16 protein-coding genes and 1 riboswitch are annotated in these 14,801 nt (G+C 37.7%); of the genes, 15 read left to right on the top strand and 1 reads right to left on the bottom strand.

Annotation, left to right across the window (positions count from 1 at the left end; genetic code table 11):
- Positions 1-93 precede the first annotated feature (93 nt).
- The 13 genes from AC1UFB_RS15675 to AC1UFB_RS15615 all read left to right on the top strand — a co-directional run bounded on the left by AC1UFB_RS15675 (position 94) and on the right by AC1UFB_RS15615 (position 13,253).
- The gene (locus tag AC1UFB_RS15675; RefSeq protein WP_482589473.1) at positions 94-1,611 is read left to right on the top strand and encodes a carboxypeptidase M32; all 1,518 of its coding nucleotides are present in this window, start codon (positions 94-96) and stop codon (positions 1,609-1,611) included.
- A gap of 125 nt (positions 1,612-1,736) precedes the next feature.
- Positions 1,737-1,838: riboswitch (purine riboswitch) on the top strand.
- Positions 1,839-1,945: 107 nt separating this feature from the next.
- Positions 1,946-2,539 (top strand): xanthine phosphoribosyltransferase, encoded by a 594-nt coding sequence (locus tag AC1UFB_RS15670; protein WP_025909375.1) that lies wholly within the window; start codon positions 1,946-1,948, stop codon positions 2,537-2,539.
- 1 nt (position 2,540) lies between these two features.
- Complete coding sequence (locus AC1UFB_RS15665; RefSeq protein ID WP_100347491.1) at positions 2,541-3,851, top strand: nucleobase:cation symporter-2 family protein; 1,311 nt, start codon at positions 2,541-2,543, stop codon at positions 3,849-3,851.
- A gap of 293 nt (positions 3,852-4,144) precedes the next feature.
- The gene (locus AC1UFB_RS15660) at positions 4,145-4,684 is read left to right on the top strand and encodes a GNAT family N-acetyltransferase (protein WP_100347492.1); all 540 of its coding nucleotides are present in this window, start codon (positions 4,145-4,147) and stop codon (positions 4,682-4,684) included.
- 208 nt (positions 4,685-4,892) lie between these two features.
- The gene (locus AC1UFB_RS15655; RefSeq protein ID WP_482589472.1) at positions 4,893-5,147 is read left to right on the top strand and encodes a hypothetical protein; all 255 of its coding nucleotides are present in this window, start codon (positions 4,893-4,895) and stop codon (positions 5,145-5,147) included.
- Between the two features lie 21 nt (positions 5,148-5,168).
- Positions 5,169-6,257, top strand: coding sequence for a type III polyketide synthase (locus AC1UFB_RS15650; RefSeq protein ID WP_100347494.1), 1,089 nt, complete (start codon positions 5,169-5,171; stop codon positions 6,255-6,257).
- A 1-nt stretch (position 6,258) separates the two neighbouring features.
- Entirely contained in the window at positions 6,259-6,825 is a 567-nt protein-coding gene (locus AC1UFB_RS15645; RefSeq protein ID WP_100347495.1) for an isoprenylcysteine carboxyl methyltransferase family protein, read from the top strand.
- A gap of 373 nt (positions 6,826-7,198) precedes the next feature.
- Complete coding sequence (locus AC1UFB_RS15640; RefSeq protein WP_482589471.1) at positions 7,199-10,825, top strand: dynamin family protein; 3,627 nt, start codon at positions 7,199-7,201, stop codon at positions 10,823-10,825.
- A gap of 1 nt (position 10,826) precedes the next feature.
- Positions 10,827-11,579, top strand: a complete 753-nt coding sequence (locus tag AC1UFB_RS15635) for a DNA polymerase beta superfamily protein (protein ID WP_061784814.1) — start codon at positions 10,827-10,829, stop codon at positions 11,577-11,579.
- Positions 11,580-11,592: 13 nt separating this feature from the next.
- The gene (locus AC1UFB_RS15630) at positions 11,593-11,856 is read left to right on the top strand and encodes a YpbS family protein (protein ID WP_482589470.1); all 264 of its coding nucleotides are present in this window, start codon (positions 11,593-11,595) and stop codon (positions 11,854-11,856) included.
- A 172-nt stretch (positions 11,857-12,028) separates the two neighbouring features.
- Positions 12,029-12,358 (top strand): hypothetical protein, encoded by a 330-nt coding sequence (locus tag AC1UFB_RS15625; protein ID WP_328100786.1) that lies wholly within the window; start codon positions 12,029-12,031, stop codon positions 12,356-12,358.
- A 96-nt stretch (positions 12,359-12,454) separates the two neighbouring features.
- On the top strand, positions 12,455-12,913 hold the full coding sequence (locus AC1UFB_RS15620) for a divergent PAP2 family protein (protein WP_100348200.1): 459 nt from the start codon (positions 12,455-12,457) through the stop codon (positions 12,911-12,913).
- 73 nt (positions 12,914-12,986) lie between these two features.
- Positions 12,987-13,253, top strand: coding sequence for a DUF6123 family protein (locus AC1UFB_RS15615; RefSeq protein WP_242529579.1), 267 nt, complete (start codon positions 12,987-12,989; stop codon positions 13,251-13,253).
- Between the two features lie 9 nt (positions 13,254-13,262).
- Here the strand turns inward: AC1UFB_RS15615 and AC1UFB_RS15610 are convergent, their stop codons facing one another.
- Entirely contained in the window at positions 13,263-13,661 is a 399-nt protein-coding gene (locus AC1UFB_RS15610) for an RNase H family protein (protein ID WP_025909386.1), read from the bottom strand.
- Between the two features lie 203 nt (positions 13,662-13,864).
- Here AC1UFB_RS15610 and AC1UFB_RS15605 point away from each other — a divergent pair, with 203 nt between their 5' ends.
- On the top strand, positions 13,865-14,518 hold the full coding sequence (locus AC1UFB_RS15605) for a ribonuclease H family protein (RefSeq protein ID WP_061784817.1): 654 nt from the start codon (positions 13,865-13,867) through the stop codon (positions 14,516-14,518).
- 27 nt (positions 14,519-14,545) lie between these two features.
- Complete coding sequence (locus AC1UFB_RS15600) at positions 14,546-14,728, top strand: zinc-finger domain-containing protein (protein WP_025908204.1); 183 nt, start codon at positions 14,546-14,548, stop codon at positions 14,726-14,728.
- Positions 14,729-14,801 lie beyond the last annotated feature (73 nt).

Here is a 14,801-nt window from a genome sequence, read left to right as displayed (position 1 = left end):
ATGACTCACCTAGAAAAGTTATTGATCGATTGTGCATTCGATTGTAAAAGATAAATTCAACTTATATAGTAAGTAAAAAGGGGAGGTTTTTTTATGAAGGAAAATATTCAGCTTGTAGAGCGGGGTTTTCATGAATTGATGAAGAAAATCAAAAGGTATCATGAAGCGATGGGGGTTATGTACTGGGATTTGCGCACAGGTGCACCGAAAAAAGGAGTGGAGCAGCGCTCAGAAGTAATTGGCATGCTGTCCTCTGAAGCGTTTAAACTATCTGTTTCTAATGAAATGGCTTCATTCATTCAGCAGTTGACTACTGATACCGCTCAAAATTACATATCCCATACGACAAAGAAAGCGGTAAAAGAATGTCAAAAGGAATATGAGCTTAATAAAAAAATTCCGGCTGACGAATATAAAGAATACGTTATTTTAACCTCTAAAGCTGAATCTGTGTGGGAAGAAGCGAAAGGTAAAGCAGATTTTCAGATGTTTCAACCGTATTTAGAGAAAATCGTAGCGTTCAACCAAAAATTTGTAGAGTATTGGGGATACGAAGGTAATAAATATAACCGCTTACTAGATCTTTTTGAACCTGGAATGACGGTAGAAATCTTAGACAATGTGTTTGGGCAGCTCCGCAATCGAATTGTGCCACTTGTACAAAAGATTGCTGCTTCACCTAATAAGCCAGAAACAGGTTTCTTATTTGAAACTTTTCCAAAAAATAAGCAGCGTGAATTTAGTTTAGCCATCTTAAAAGAGCTCGGCTACGATTTTGAAGCTGGTCGCTTAGACGAAACGGTTCATCCGTTTGCAACAGGCTTAAATCCAGGAGATGTAAGAATTACAACTAAATATGATGAAAAGGATTTTCGAACGGCAATCTTTGGTACCATTCACGAATGTGGTCATGCTCTATACGAACAAAATATTTCAGAAGATCTAGTTGGTACGGTGCTTTGTGAAGGCGCATCAATGGGCATTCATGAGTCACAATCCCTTTTTTATGAAAAATTTGTGGGTAAAAACTTTTCATTTTGGAAGCGTAACTATGACGTGATTAAACGCTATTCAAGCGGTCAGTTTGAGAACGTATCATTAGAAGACTTCTATCGGGCAATTAATCAGTCACACCCCTCATTGATTCGTATCGAAGCGGACGAGTTAACGTACCCACTTCACATTATGATTCGCTATGAAATTGAAAAAGGATTAATAAATGGTGACATTGAAGTGAAGGATCTTCCTGGGATCTGGAATGATAAATATGAAGAGTATTTAGGCATTCGCCCAAATCATGATGGAGAAGGCGTACTTCAAGATGTACACTGGGCAGGTGGAAGCTTTGGGTATTTCCCTTCCTATGCGCTTGGTTATATGTACGCAGCTCAGTTTAAAAATGCGATGGTAAAAGACTTACCAGATTATGATGAGCTGTTGGAAACTGGTGACGTAAAAGCAATTACAAATTGGTTAACATACCATATTCATCAGTATGGCAAAACGAAAAAGCCGCTTGAAATCTTGCATGACGTGACGGGAGAAGGGTTAAACGTCAATTATTTAATTGATTATTTAGAAAAAAAATACACGGAAGTATACTCTCTTTAATAGAAAAGACGAAGAAGATAAGAATAACCTTATCTTCTTTTGTCGTTTTCACGAACATTTTTAGAATCTTTAATATAAAATGTTCGATAAAAAGGTTTTCAAACATGTAGAATATTGGTATACTAAACACAACTCAATAACGCACTCATATAATGACGAGAATATGGCTCGTAAGTTTCTACCAAACCACCGTAAATGGTCTGACTATGAGTGAGCGGTGACACTTTTAGCTTTCGTCTTATAGGTTAGCTCAAAAACATTGCTCTACTCATACGTGGGTGTAGCTATGTTTTTGAGCTTTTTATTGTGAAAAAGAAGTTGGAGGAATTATAAGATGAAAGCATTACAAGAAAAGATTTTAACAGACGGTATTGTACTATCAGATACGGTTTTAAAAGTTGATACGTTTTTAAATCACCAAATGGATCCAGTTCTCATGAAAGAAATTGGAGAAGAGTTTGGCAAACGATTTGAAAAAGAAGGTATTACAAAGATTTTAACAATTGAATCATCTGGTATTGCTCCAGCAATTATGGCGGCACTGAAGCTCAATGTGGAAATGGTGTTTGCTCGCAAGCGTAAATCATTAACTTTACAAGACGGATTAATTACATCAAAAGTATATTCCTTTACTAAAAAAGAAGAAAATGAAATTTCGGTTGCTGAAAAGTTTATTTTGCCAATTGATCGCGTATTAATTATTGACGACTTCCTGGCAAACGGACAAGCTGCACTGGGATTAATGGATATTGTTAAAAAAGCTGGTGCTGATGTTGGGGGCGTAGGAATTGTCATTGAAAAAGCTTTTCAAGATGGCGGTCGCCTAGTTCGTGAAACGGGTGTGAAAGTTGAATCGCTTGCACGTATCGAATCATTAAAAGGTGGACAGGTTACGTTTGTTCCTACGAAGCAAGGAGTGACATCTTAAGATGAATAATGGAAAAGTGCTATCACTAGGATTACAGCATGTTTTAGCCATGTATGGCGGAGCTATTGTTGTGCCATTAATTGTGGGTGAAGCAATTGGATTAACGCAGCAGCAGCTAACTTATTTGGTCGCAATTGACTTGTTTATGTGTGGAATTGCTACGCTATTACAGGTGTGGAAAAATCGTTTCTTTGGTATCGGCTTACCGGTTGTACTAGGATGTACGTTTACTGCTGTAGGTCCAATGATTCAAATCGGAAGTTCATATGGCGTATCGAGCATATATGGCTCCATAATTGTGGCAGGGCTTATGATTGTTATTTTATCAAAATACCTTGGTAAGCTTGTTCGCTTTTTCCCTCCACTTGTCACCGGGTCTGTGGTGACGATTATTGGAATTACGCTTATTCCCGTAGCAATGAAAGACTTGGCTGGTGGAGAAGGAAGCGCTGATTTCGGGAGCTTAAGTAACTTAGCGCTTGGGTTTGGTGTATTAGTACTTATTATTTTATTATATCGTTTTACAACAGGGTTTATGAGATCAGTGTCTGTGTTGGCAGGTCTAATCGTTGGAACCATTGCCGCATCATTTATGGGAAAAGTAGATTTTTCAGGCGTTCGTGATGAAGCTTGGGTCCACGTTCCACACTTCTTTTACTTTGGAATGCCAACCTTTGATTTAACGGCTATTTTAACGATGTTTTTGGTGTTATTAGTAGGGATTGTTGAATCAACAGGTGTATATTTTGCAGTTAGTGATATTTGTAAAGAAGAAGTAACGGAAAAAGATTTAGCTGGTGGATATCGCGCAGAAGGGTTAGCTATTACCCTGGGTGGATTGTTTAATGCATTTCCCTATACGGCGTATTCACAAAACGTAGGGCTGCTTCAGCTTTCGGGTATTCGCACCAAAAGCGTAGTGTTTGCAGCGAGCGGTATCCTAATTGTTCTGGGGCTTATTCCCAAAATTGCTGCGATTACAACCGTGATTCCAAGCCCTGTATTAGGGGGGGCAATGGTTGCGATGTTCGGGATGGTTATCTCATCTGGAATTAAAATTTTAAGCGAAGTGGATTTACAAAAGCAAGAGAATCTGTTAATTATCGCATGCTCTATTGGAATGGGGCTTGGCGTAACGGTAGTACCAGATTTATTTGCTCAGCTTCCAGAAGGAATTCAAATCCTAACTGGAAATGGAATTGTAGCAGGTAGCTTTACAGCGATTATTTTAAATATTGTATTCAACGTACTGGCGGTTTCAAAAGTAAGAACTCCAGAAACATCTGTACAAAAAGAAATGGTAACAAAATAAAAGTAAAAAGCTCTTAATGCTTGTGTTAGGCAAGCGTTGAGAGCTTTTTTATTGAATAATTTGAATATTGCTATTTATTTTGCTTTATGCAAACCATTTGCAATGTGCACAAGGATATGCAAAAATAAATTTTCCCAAAAAGGTTTACAAATATAAAGGCTTTGGGTATATCTAAAGTGCAGTTATCAGTTTACCTGACAACATGCAAAAAGAAACATTTCCAATGATAAAGTAGAGAATTAAACGAACACTAACAACAAGTGATTATTGAATGGTTAGAGGAGTTGATATAGATGATTACAGCAGAAAAAGATACGGTAACATTTGTAGCAAAGGATGGACGTGAAGTAACAATACGTCCAGCAGAGCCCCGTGATGCAAGAGAGATTACAACAGCTGTAGAAGAGATTATTAAAGCGGGGGAGTTTATTCAAAAAGACGCGCCAAAAACCGTTGAAGAAGAACAGAAGTTTATTGAAAGTGTATCAAAGCAAGGGCATATGTATGTTGTTGCAGAAGTCGAAGGAGAAGTTGTTGGAATTGCACGTGTTCTTCGCGGTGAAATTCGAATGAAGCGTCATAGCGGGCTTTTCCGTACGTGGCTAATTTCAAAAGTACAAGGTATGGGAATTGGGAAGCAGTTAATGGACTATACGCTAAAATGGTGCAAAGAAAACGACATGCATAAATTGTCGCTAACGGTGTTTACTTCAAATGAAGTGGCGTATAAATTATACAAAAAAGTTGGCTTTAAGACAGAAGGCGTTATGAAAGAACAAGCTTATATTAATGGGAAATACGTGGACGAAGTATATATGTCTGTATTCTTTTAAATAAATAAAGAAAGCCCAAAAATTTCATGTTCAATACCAGGGAAAATACGTTATACTAAACGTGTGCGCAACAAATAGAACTTCTTCAAAACGAAGAGGCTGGGACAGAAGTAATTCAGCCAATGATAAACCTGAACGATTGAGAGTTTCTCACTTTTAATCGTTCAGGTTTTTTTGATTGTGAAAATAATGTTGGAAACAGGGTGGAATGGAGCGTAGGACACTCGACTCCTGCGGGAAGAGAGGGAAAACGGAGATCCCGCAGCGCAGCGAGGAAGCTCAGGTTCCTCCCCGCGGAAAGCGAGTGGCCGTAGCGCAATGGAACGAACGTGTTCAGACAAACCAAAAAGATTGGAACAGCTATTGTTCGTCTCTTAGAAGCAATCATTTTGTTATGTCCCAAACTCTTTTTTTATTTTTCATAAAGAATAAATTTCTAAAAAATTACAGAAGGTATACATAACGAATTAAAGAGGTGAGAACGGTGCCTAAAATTATGTCAACTGGATTTTGTATACCTCCATATGAGCTAAAGCAATCGGATACTGCACAGTTTGCAAAGGATCTATTTGTCGAGTCATTTCGAGATATTAATCGTTTGTTAACGGTATTTGAAAATGGTCAGATTGAAACAAGGCATTTTGCCAAAGGAATGGATTGGTTTCAAGAAGACCACACGTTTGAAGAGAAAAATAATGCATTTATTGAGTCTGCAATTGAACTTGGCGTAAAAGCTGTTGAAAATTGCTTAACAAATTCAGCTTATCTCTCAGACAATATTCCCTATGAAGAAATTGATACAATCTTTTACATCTCCACTAGTGGGCTTGCAACACCGAGCATTGAAGCAAGAATTATGAACGAGCTTCCCTTTTCCCCTCACACGAAGCGTATTCCAATTTGGGGTCTAGGCTGTGCAGGAGGAGCTTCAGGTGTGTCAAGAGCACATGAGTATTGCTTAGCGTTTCCGAAAGCAAAGGTACTTGTGCTTTCCATTGAACTTTGTAGCCTGACGTTTCAGCGTAATGATCGTTCAAAAAGCAATTTAATTGGTACATCTTTATTTGCTGACGGAGTAGCAGCTGCTTTAATTGCAGGAGATGAAGCAGACATAAGCGCTTCACAATTGGACACGCTGCCATCAACGTTACATACTCAGTCTACTTTAATGCCAGACTCTAAGGATGTTATGGGTTGGGATATTCGAAACAACGGTTTATATGTTATTTTTTCAAGAGACATTCCTACAATTATTGATTCTTGGTTAGGAGATCAAGTTCAGACATTCCTGGCGAGTCATGGTCTAACTACGCAAGACCTGCGACATTTTGTGGCGCATCCTGGGGGGAAGAAGGTGTTAGAAGCTTATCTATCTACGCTTTCGCTTGAAAGCTCAATGATTGACCATTCACTTCATGTGTTAAAGCATCATGGAAACATGTCATCAGCAACTGTCTTATACGTATTGGATCGGTTTATGAAAGAGAAAATTCCAAGTGGAGAATACGGTGTGTTAACTGCGCTTGGGCCAGGATTTAGCTCAGAGCTCGTCTTACTTCAATGGAGGGAATAACATGCTTATTGATGTCATTTTTGCATTGATTATTTTACAACGTTTAGGAGAACTTGTAATTGCGAAGCGCAATGAAGCCTGGATGAAACAAAACGGTGGATCTGAAGCGGGAAAAGATCATTACAAATGGATGGTAGCCATGCATGTTGCTTTTTTTGTGGCGTTGTTTGTAGAAATCCAGCTTATAGACTATCCATTTTCATCGCCTTTTTGGGTATTTGCGGCTTTATTTTTAATGGTGCAGCTGGGAAGAGTATGGGCTATCATCTCATTAGGGAAGTATTGGAATACTAAAATTATTGTAATGCCAAAAGCTCCCGTTGTATTAAAGGGTCCTTACAAATACATTAAGCACCCAAACTATACGATTGTCACGCTAGAGTTCCTTATAATTCCGTTTTTATTTCAAGCGTATCTAACGCTTATAGTGTTCAGTTTATTAAACGTGTGGATGCTATCAGTTCGGATTGTAAAAGAAGAAGAAGCGCTGAAGTTACATACAGACTATGAGGTAGCCATGGATGGAAAGCTACGTTTTATGCCACAGTTAAAAAAATCAGAAAACTAATTGAAAATGATTATCTTTCGTGATAGACTGTAAGTAGCTGATAAAGATTATCAATTTCATCAATAAGAAACGGTGGTGGACATAATGGTTAGTCTTTTTGTAATTGGAGCGTTCGTAACGTGTACGGGTATGGCAACGTATGTCATGAAAAACATTGAAAAAGCGCAGCGTGTATAATTTTTTGAATATAAATAAACGTAAAACTGCCAATGGTTTGGCAGTTTTTTTGCTTTTTTGCATAAGTAAACGGAAGTGGAAAATTCAGTTTTTTATAGGAAAACGCTTTAAAATCAAGTAAAATAAAAAGAGGAATAAGTAGCAGAAATGGAGTAAGTGCACGATTGTAAGTGCCTAACAAAAGGAGTCGAAAGTGATGTCTCAAGTAAGCGTTCAGCATCAAAGGTATAAAACTCTACAATCCTCTCTTTATCATTTACATGAGGCTTTTATAAATGCTGGAGATGAAAAGCAAGCGGAAAAAATTATTCAGTTATTAAGAAAACAAGAAAAAGAAGAGTTTGTTATTGCGTTTTGTGGTCATTTTTCAGCAGGGAAATCAAGTATGATTAATGAACTCATGGGCCAAACAATTTTGCCCGCAAGTCCAATTCCGACAAGTGCTAATTTGGTGTCTGTTAAGGCTGGCGAGGAGCATGCAACCGTTTATTATCGAAAAGAAAAGCCAGTACGTTATGAAGCACCATATGAGTATGAACAAATTAAATCGTTTTGTGTTGATGGTGATGAAGTAGAGTCCATTCATCTCTCGATTGAAACGGAAGCAATTCCACAAGGAATTGTTGTAATGGATACGCCTGGAATTGATTCAACAGATGATGCTCACCGTGTGTCAACAGAGTCTGCTCTTCATCTTGCGGACGTTATTTTTTACGTGATGGATTACAATCATGTACAGGCAGAGCTTAATTTTCATTTTACAAAAGAGCTACAGGATGCCAATAAAGAGCTGTTCTTAATTATTAACCAAGTTGATAAGCATCGAGATGATCAGCTTACTTTCCAAGAGTTTAAGGAATCTGTAGAAGAGGCGTTTTTAAAATGGAATGTACGACCAAAAGGGATTTTTTATACATCTTTAAAAGATAAGCAATATCCTTATAACGAATTGGCTGTTTTAAAGAAGCATTTGCACACGATGATGGAGAAAAAAGAAAATCGCGGTCAACATATTATGGATTCCATGAAAATGATAGTAGAAGATCACATGCAGTTTGCAGAAAGCACTGAAGAAGAGAGCCTTCTTGAATATGATGATATTCGTTCACAGCTTCGTCCAAATGAATATCAAAATGCAAAAGAAGAAGCGGCTGAGCTTATAGCGAAGCGAGAAATGATTTTACATAAACGCACAGCGTTTTATACGACGTATCAAAACGAAACAGCTAAAATTATGAACAATGCGAATTTAGCTCCCTATGAGATGCGAGAGAAAGCAAAGGCATTCTTAGAAACAACCAAGCCAGATTTTAAAGTGGGCGTATGGTTTACAAAAAAGAAAACAGAAGAAGAAAAAAAAGAGCGGCTAACGGTTTTTTATGAAGATTTGAAAGAGCGTGTTCAAACAGAGCTACAGTGGCACTTGCAGCAGTACATGCAGCAGCTCATTCAAGATGAAGAGCTCGTAGATTCTTCTCTGTTGGCTAGCGTTCAGCAGTTTGAAGTACCGTTTGAGCCACATGACTTAGTGGATGCTGTGAAAACAGGAGCAACTATTAATGGTGAATATGTCCTTACCTATACAAAGGATGTAGTAGATGCAATTAAGAAAAATACCAATCGTATTCTTTCCGAACTGTATACTCAAATTGAACAAGTAAAGAAAGAAGAAGAAGAACGAATACTCCAAAACATTGAGCAGTCGTTAGCTACGGAGCAAAGAATTATTGAGGGCTACGAACGAGTTCAAAAATCTACTCAGTATCTTCAAACCTTGCGGCAAGATTTAAAACAAAAGTTAAATATCTTAAGGGCTCTTGAACCTTTGGAAATGGTGAAGCTGTTAGACTTATTACAAGAAGAAATCGAAGTGGGAACAATGGTTGAGGTAAAAGCAGCTCCTATTACAGTCACATCAGAACAAAATGTTGCTGTAGAGGAAGAAGTTCAGTCAAAAACAAAGGTCGATGCGGTTATTCGAGATATTGATGAGTCGACAAAGGTGCTTTCTACATTCAAACAGCTTGAAAAGGTTGTTGGTCGCTTAAAGGAAAAGCGTCATAAGCTTGCAAACCAAACGTTCACAGTGGCACTATTTGGAGCTTTTAGCGCTGGAAAGTCGTCTTTTGCCAATGCGTTAATCGGTGAAAAAGTACTGCCTGTTTCACCGAATCCTACAACGGCAACGATTAACAAAATTATGCCTCCTACAAAGGACTACCCTCATCGAACAGTCGTAGTTCTGATGAAAACGATGGATCAGCTATTAGCTGATATTAACAGTTCCTTGGAGCTGTTTAAACATACTATTGCAAACGTAGAAGAGCTAAACGAATTATTGCCAAAATTAACTGTAAAAGAAGAAAACCAGCTGCATTTCTCATTTCTACAGGCAGTGATAAAAGGCTATGAGGATGTTAAGGACGTAATGGGGTCTGAAGTAAACGTTACGATTAAAGAATTTGAAGCGTACGTAGCTAAGGAAGAGAAGGCCTGCTTTGTCCAGCATATTAACCTATATTATGACTGTGAGTTGACTCAGCTAGGAATTACGCTTGTCGATACGCCAGGGGCCGACTCTATCAATGCTCGCCATACGGGCGTTGCGTTTGAATATATTAAAAATGCTGATGCTATCTTGTTTGTTACGTACTATAATCATGCGTTTTCAAAAGCAGATCGTGAATTTTTAATTCAGCTTGGTCGTGTAAAAGATGTATTTACACTAGACAAAATGTTCTTTTTACTGAATGCAGCTGATTTAGCTCAATCTGATGAAGAGCTAGGTCTTGTACAAAATTATGTAAAAACACAGCTTGAAGAGTATGGTATTCGCTTTCCACGCCTCTATCCAATTTCAAGCTTGCAGGCGCTAGCAAATCGAGAAGATAAAATGTTTAAGGCTTTCCAAAAACCATTTTATCACTTCATTACAGATGAGCTAACTCAGCTAGCAGTTGCGTCTGTATACGAAGAGCTTAATCAAGCACTTGCCGTCACGAATGAAATTAAAGATGTTCAAACAAAGTCTGCGGTTGAAAAGCAGCGCTATTTGCAATCTCTTCATATTAAGGATCAACAAATTTCTGCTAAGGTTTCAGAAATGACATTTACGTATGAAGAGCAGCAGCTCGAAAGGGAAAGCAATGAGCTTCTCTTCTATGTGAAAAAGCGTGTCTTGCAACGCTATGATGATTTCTTTAAGGAATCGTTTAACCCGGCAACGCTTAGAGACGATAAAGGAAATAAGAAAGAACAGTTGGCTGCATGTCTTGACCAGCTTTTACAAGCAGTTGCATTTGATGTCACCCAAGAAATTCAAGCCACAACGCTGCGTTTAGAAACATTTATTCAACGCTTAACAAAAGAGTGGAATCAAACGAATATGAGGCAGCTGCAGCGCTACGAACCAACATTCCACCCTGCTCTTCCGGACATTAATGTGGAAAGCGGCAGCACGCTGGTTAGTCCCTGTTCGTTTGAAAACCTTGAACTATTCCAGAAGGATTTGGCTCTTTATAAAAACAGCAAAAGCTTTTTTGAGAAAAATGAAAAAGCTAAAATGCATGAAGGATTAAAAGCTAAAATTGAGCCGCTGCTTGATGATTATGTATGCAGTGAGCAAATAAAGCTACAAAATCATTACAATGAACAAATTCACATGTTTGTTTTAACGTATAAACCGACGCTTTTAGAAGAATGGTATGATTATTATAAGCAGCTTCAAACAGCGGTTAATGCAGATTTTCCAATTGAAGCGCTAAATCATACAATTGATACGCTAAATGTCATCGTCGTAGCTCATCAAAATGAAAGGACATAAGATGAACGATAATATCGAAGAACTGTTGGATTCAATTGAGAAAAAGCATGATATCACGATTTTGTTTGCGTGTGAAGCAGGAAGCCGGGCGTATGAATTACATACGCCTTCTAGTGATTATGATGTACGATTTATTTATAAATATGAGTCCGCACGCTACCTTGAGTTACATCGACCTAAAGACGTTATTACAAGCATAGATAAAAACTATGATCTTCAAGGGTGGGACGTTTATAAAGCACTGCATCTCTTTACAAAATCGAATCCTTCTCTTTATGAATGGATACACTCATCGGTTTGCTATCGTAATGTGAAAGGGTTTCGTGAAAAGATTTGTTTTATGATGAAGGAACAGTATTCGCTAAAAGCGCTAGGGTTTCATTATTTTAAACTTTTGCATCAAAATAGTAAAAGAAATCTGACATCTTCTGTTACAATAGAGGATATAAAAGTTGTTCTTCATATGGCTAGGGCATACATGGCATTAACCGTTTTAATTCAGGGGAGGGAATTACCGCCTACGTCGTTTTTTAAGCTTGTTAACGGCTTTAAAGCCGATCCTTTAGCGCAGGTGATTACAAAGCTTAGCGGTGCTAAAAAACAAGTCGTACACATAACAAGTAGTGAGATAAAGGAAATAAAAGCTTTGCTTGAAAAAAAGCTCCCTCATTTTAAAAACGAACTTGTTAATTTGCCGGATAAAGACGCTAGCCTCGAAGACATTAACCTATTCTTAGCACAACAGCTTACATAATGGAGGAACAAAAATGAGCGTACACAAAGCAATATCAGAACATTCAAAGAAACAGCATGAACTTGTTAAAGCATTTGTCAGACTAGATACAATGCGTGAGCAAGCAATTGAAGCAACGGTGCTTTTATGTAAAGAAGGCCAAGAATTTTCAACGGATACGATTAACGCTGTGACGGCTCAAATTAATGAGCTTGCAAAAAATAATGGAATTGTACCACCACGTCAATTTGTAACGAAAGAAATGGTCGAAGAATACGTTCAACGCTTAAATAATTAAACAAATGAAAGCCGCCTTCTAATGGCGGCTTTCGCTTGTTTATTGAATTGAAAACAAGAGGGAAATTGCCCATTAGCTCCCGGTGTTACCTTATTTTTCGCAGTGTTTGATTTCAAAACAAATCCATACTAATGAATGTACCAACGAGGTACAAACAAAGGAGGAGGTTGTAATGGGACGTACAAAATCAGGTAATGCAAATGCACAACGTAATAACAATGCAAAACAAAAACATAACACAGAGTTTGCTTCTGAGTTCAAAGCTAACCAAGCTCAAAAAGCGAAAGCTGCTAAAAAAGCAAACGGTGCACATGCTGAAGAATTTGCATCTGAATTTAATGTACAACAAAATCAAAACAATTCTTCTAACCAAAAGCTTAAAGCTTCTAAAATTTCTAAAAAAAACCAATATAACCAAGAATTTGGTTCTTATGCTGAAGTAGAATCAGCAAAGATGAATAATAAAGCACAAAAGAAAGCTTCTAAGAAAAACAATCACTAAGTCATAGTGAGCGTCGAAAATGCCAGAAACATTCATGATGCGAGTGAATGTTTCCGGCATTTTCTTTTTTACACAATAGTAAAAGAGGTGAGCATGTTGAACAAAGGTATTGGCTTGTCACTTTCTTCAATATTGTTGGCACAAGCATTAAAAATTCCCATTAAAAAATATCAAACAGGTGTATGGGACGTATCAATGATTGGAGCATCGGGGGGAATGCCTAGCTCTCACTCTGCCGGGGTCTCTTCTTTGGCTGCCTATGTAGGTTTAACCAAAGGCGTTTCTAGCATTGAATTTGGGATTGCAACCGTGTTTGGAATCATTGTTATGTATGATGCACAAGGGATTCGTAGACAAACTGGTGAAATTACCATTAAGGTAAATACGTTAGATGAAGAAATTGAAAAGTTAGCCGGGCTTCCTGATAAAGGCTTTCATGACTTAACTGAACAAAAGCTAAAAGAGATGCTAGGGCATCAGCCGGCAGAAGTACTTGCAGGTGCTCTCCTAGGTGTAACCATAGGATTAGTTGGCTATTTGTTTGGTGAAAAATAATGGTCAAATTTTTATAAATACGCTAAGATAAAGAAGGAACCTTTATAAAGGATGGAATCGGATCGTGACAAAAATGGTAAACTCCTTAGAAGAATACCTTCTTTATCTTGAGGAAAAAGGCTTTTCTTTAAAAGAAGATGCAAAGGGCTTTATTGCATTTGGTCAGCAATATACAAAAATGCCGGATGAAATGGTTATTTTCTCCATTGAATGGACCTTAAAAATGCAAAAGGAATTCGATGGTAGCTTTTTTGTTGCGCTGCTAGAGCAACTTGCCGCACAAAAGGTGAAGACGAGAAAACAGGCAATGCAAGTATTAAAACAGACCGGAATGATTTGAAGCAGGAGCTTATAGTCCTGCTTCTTTTTGATGAATAGCTTCTCTAGCAAGCTGATCAGCTCCGCTATTCTCGCTGCTTGGAACCCACTTAATAAAAAATAAATCTATTTGTTTGGAGAGCGTTAGGGCTTTTTCGAGGAGAGGAAGAAAAGCTTTATTTTTTACATATTCTCTGTTCATAGCCGCATCTACAATTTGCGAATCTGTTCGAAAAGAAACCATCGTATACTGTTTTTCTAAACAAAGTTCTAAAGCTTTTATTAAGGCGTAGAATTCAGCTTCATGATTACTCATCACTTGTAAGGGAATAGAGTAGCGGTGGTGCTCCCCGTTACCTTTTATAATAATTCCAGCACCAGATGGCCCAGGATTTCCTGCAGAGGCGCCGTCGATATATACTTCTATCATTGTTATCACTCCATTATATAGCGTAGTCAGTCAGATAAGTTGCAATTAAATTAACTCTATTGTACCATAAAAAAATTTAATGCTAACTACAGTAAAATCACGATAATAATTGTCATGAAAAGACAGGATGAGTGATAAAATACAAAAAAGTAGAAAAGTTTACGTGCGGTATTTAAAAATTGCCGATGAAAGGAACTGGAAAGATGAAATTTCAAATTGAATGGCACTATAAATCATCCAAACAAAAGCAACTGACGTTTTACTCTGATTTCACAGATGCAAACGAAGCGTTTATCATTATAGGGGATTTGGAACGAACTGGACGCGCAAAGGAAATTTATTTGATTAGTGAAGATGGACAACGTTGGACTGTAAAAGAAGCCAAAAAGTTATTTGAAGAAATTCAAACGGAACCTCATGACATCACGGTATATTTTGATGGGGGCTTTCACCACGACATGCAGGTCGCAGGTCTCGGTGCTGTTATTTACTTTACACAAAATGGATTTCCTCAGCGGATTCGAGTTAACACGCAGCTTGAACAGATTGAATCGAATAATGAATCGGAATACGCGGCTTTTTATTTTGCGGTACAGCAGCTAGAAGAAATGGGAGTTCATCACATCCAAGTGACGTTTAAAGGAGATTCGCAAGTTGTATTAAATCAGCTAGCAGGTGAATGGCCTTGCTTTGAAGAAACCTTTAATAAATATTTAGATCGCATTGAAGATAAGCTACAAGAATTAGGAATTAAACCAATTTATGAACCGATTTCACGCAAAGATAATGAAGAAGCAGATCAGCTTGCAACACAAGCCTTACAAGGAGTTACGATAGCTAGCCGAAAACGAATATAGGTACTAATTGAAATGGAGAGATGCAGCATGGAAAGAAAGCAAGTATTAGAAGAGGTAACAGAGCTTTTAGATTACTATTGCAATGACTGCTTTGTTAAAAAAACGTTTAATAAAGAGCGCGGAAAAACGTATGCCCAATCGTTTTGTATTAATGAGTGTACGGTAGGGGAGAAAATTAAAAATTACGGAGAGCTATTAACTAAAAAGTAGTTCTCACTAGCGTCGCATAAATTTTAACCGAATTTTCTGTTTTCTTATTTTTCCTTTTATAAAGAAAAACGAA

The sequence above is a fragment of the Priestia sp. KCTC 13724 genome (genome assembly GCF_056820425.1).
The sequence above is the reverse complement of the archived record's forward strand: the minus strand, read 5'-3'. Positions and strand labels throughout refer to the sequence as shown.

Bases quoted from the DNA above. Each gene is read 5' to 3' on its own strand.
- AC1UFB_RS15655 (WP_482589472.1), top strand. From the start codon at position 4,893: ATGGAGCGTAGGACACTCGACTCCTGCGGGAAGAGAGGGAAAACGGAG.
- AC1UFB_RS15600 (WP_025908204.1), top strand. From the start codon at position 14,546: ATGGAAAGAAAGCAAGTATTAGAAGAGGTAACAGAGCTTTTAGATTAC.
- AC1UFB_RS15670 (WP_025909375.1), top strand. From the start codon at position 1,946: ATGAAAGCATTACAAGAAAAGATTTTAACAGACGGTATTGTACTATCA.
- AC1UFB_RS15640 (WP_482589471.1), top strand. From the start codon at position 7,199: ATGTCTCAAGTAAGCGTTCAGCATCAAAGGTATAAAACTCTACAATCC.
- AC1UFB_RS15665 (WP_100347491.1), top strand. From the start codon at position 2,541: ATGAATAATGGAAAAGTGCTATCACTAGGATTACAGCATGTTTTAGCC.
- AC1UFB_RS15605 (WP_061784817.1), top strand. From the start codon at position 13,865: ATGAAATTTCAAATTGAATGGCACTATAAATCATCCAAACAAAAGCAA.
- AC1UFB_RS15630 (WP_482589470.1), top strand. From the start codon at position 11,593: ATGAGCGTACACAAAGCAATATCAGAACATTCAAAGAAACAGCATGAA.
- AC1UFB_RS15610 (WP_025909386.1), bottom strand. From the start codon at position 13,661: ATGATAGAAGTATATATCGACGGCGCCTCTGCAGGAAATCCTGGGCCA.
- AC1UFB_RS15645 (WP_100347495.1), top strand. From the start codon at position 6,259: ATGCTTATTGATGTCATTTTTGCATTGATTATTTTACAACGTTTAGGA.
- AC1UFB_RS15615 (WP_242529579.1), top strand. From the start codon at position 12,987: ATGGTAAACTCCTTAGAAGAATACCTTCTTTATCTTGAGGAAAAAGGC.
- AC1UFB_RS15625 (WP_328100786.1), top strand. From the start codon at position 12,029: ATGGGACGTACAAAATCAGGTAATGCAAATGCACAACGTAATAACAAT.
- AC1UFB_RS15635 (WP_061784814.1), top strand. From the start codon at position 10,827: ATGAACGATAATATCGAAGAACTGTTGGATTCAATTGAGAAAAAGCAT.
- AC1UFB_RS15660 (WP_100347492.1), top strand. From the start codon at position 4,145: ATGATTACAGCAGAAAAAGATACGGTAACATTTGTAGCAAAGGATGGA.
- AC1UFB_RS15675 (WP_482589473.1), top strand. From the start codon at position 94: ATGAAGGAAAATATTCAGCTTGTAGAGCGGGGTTTTCATGAATTGATG.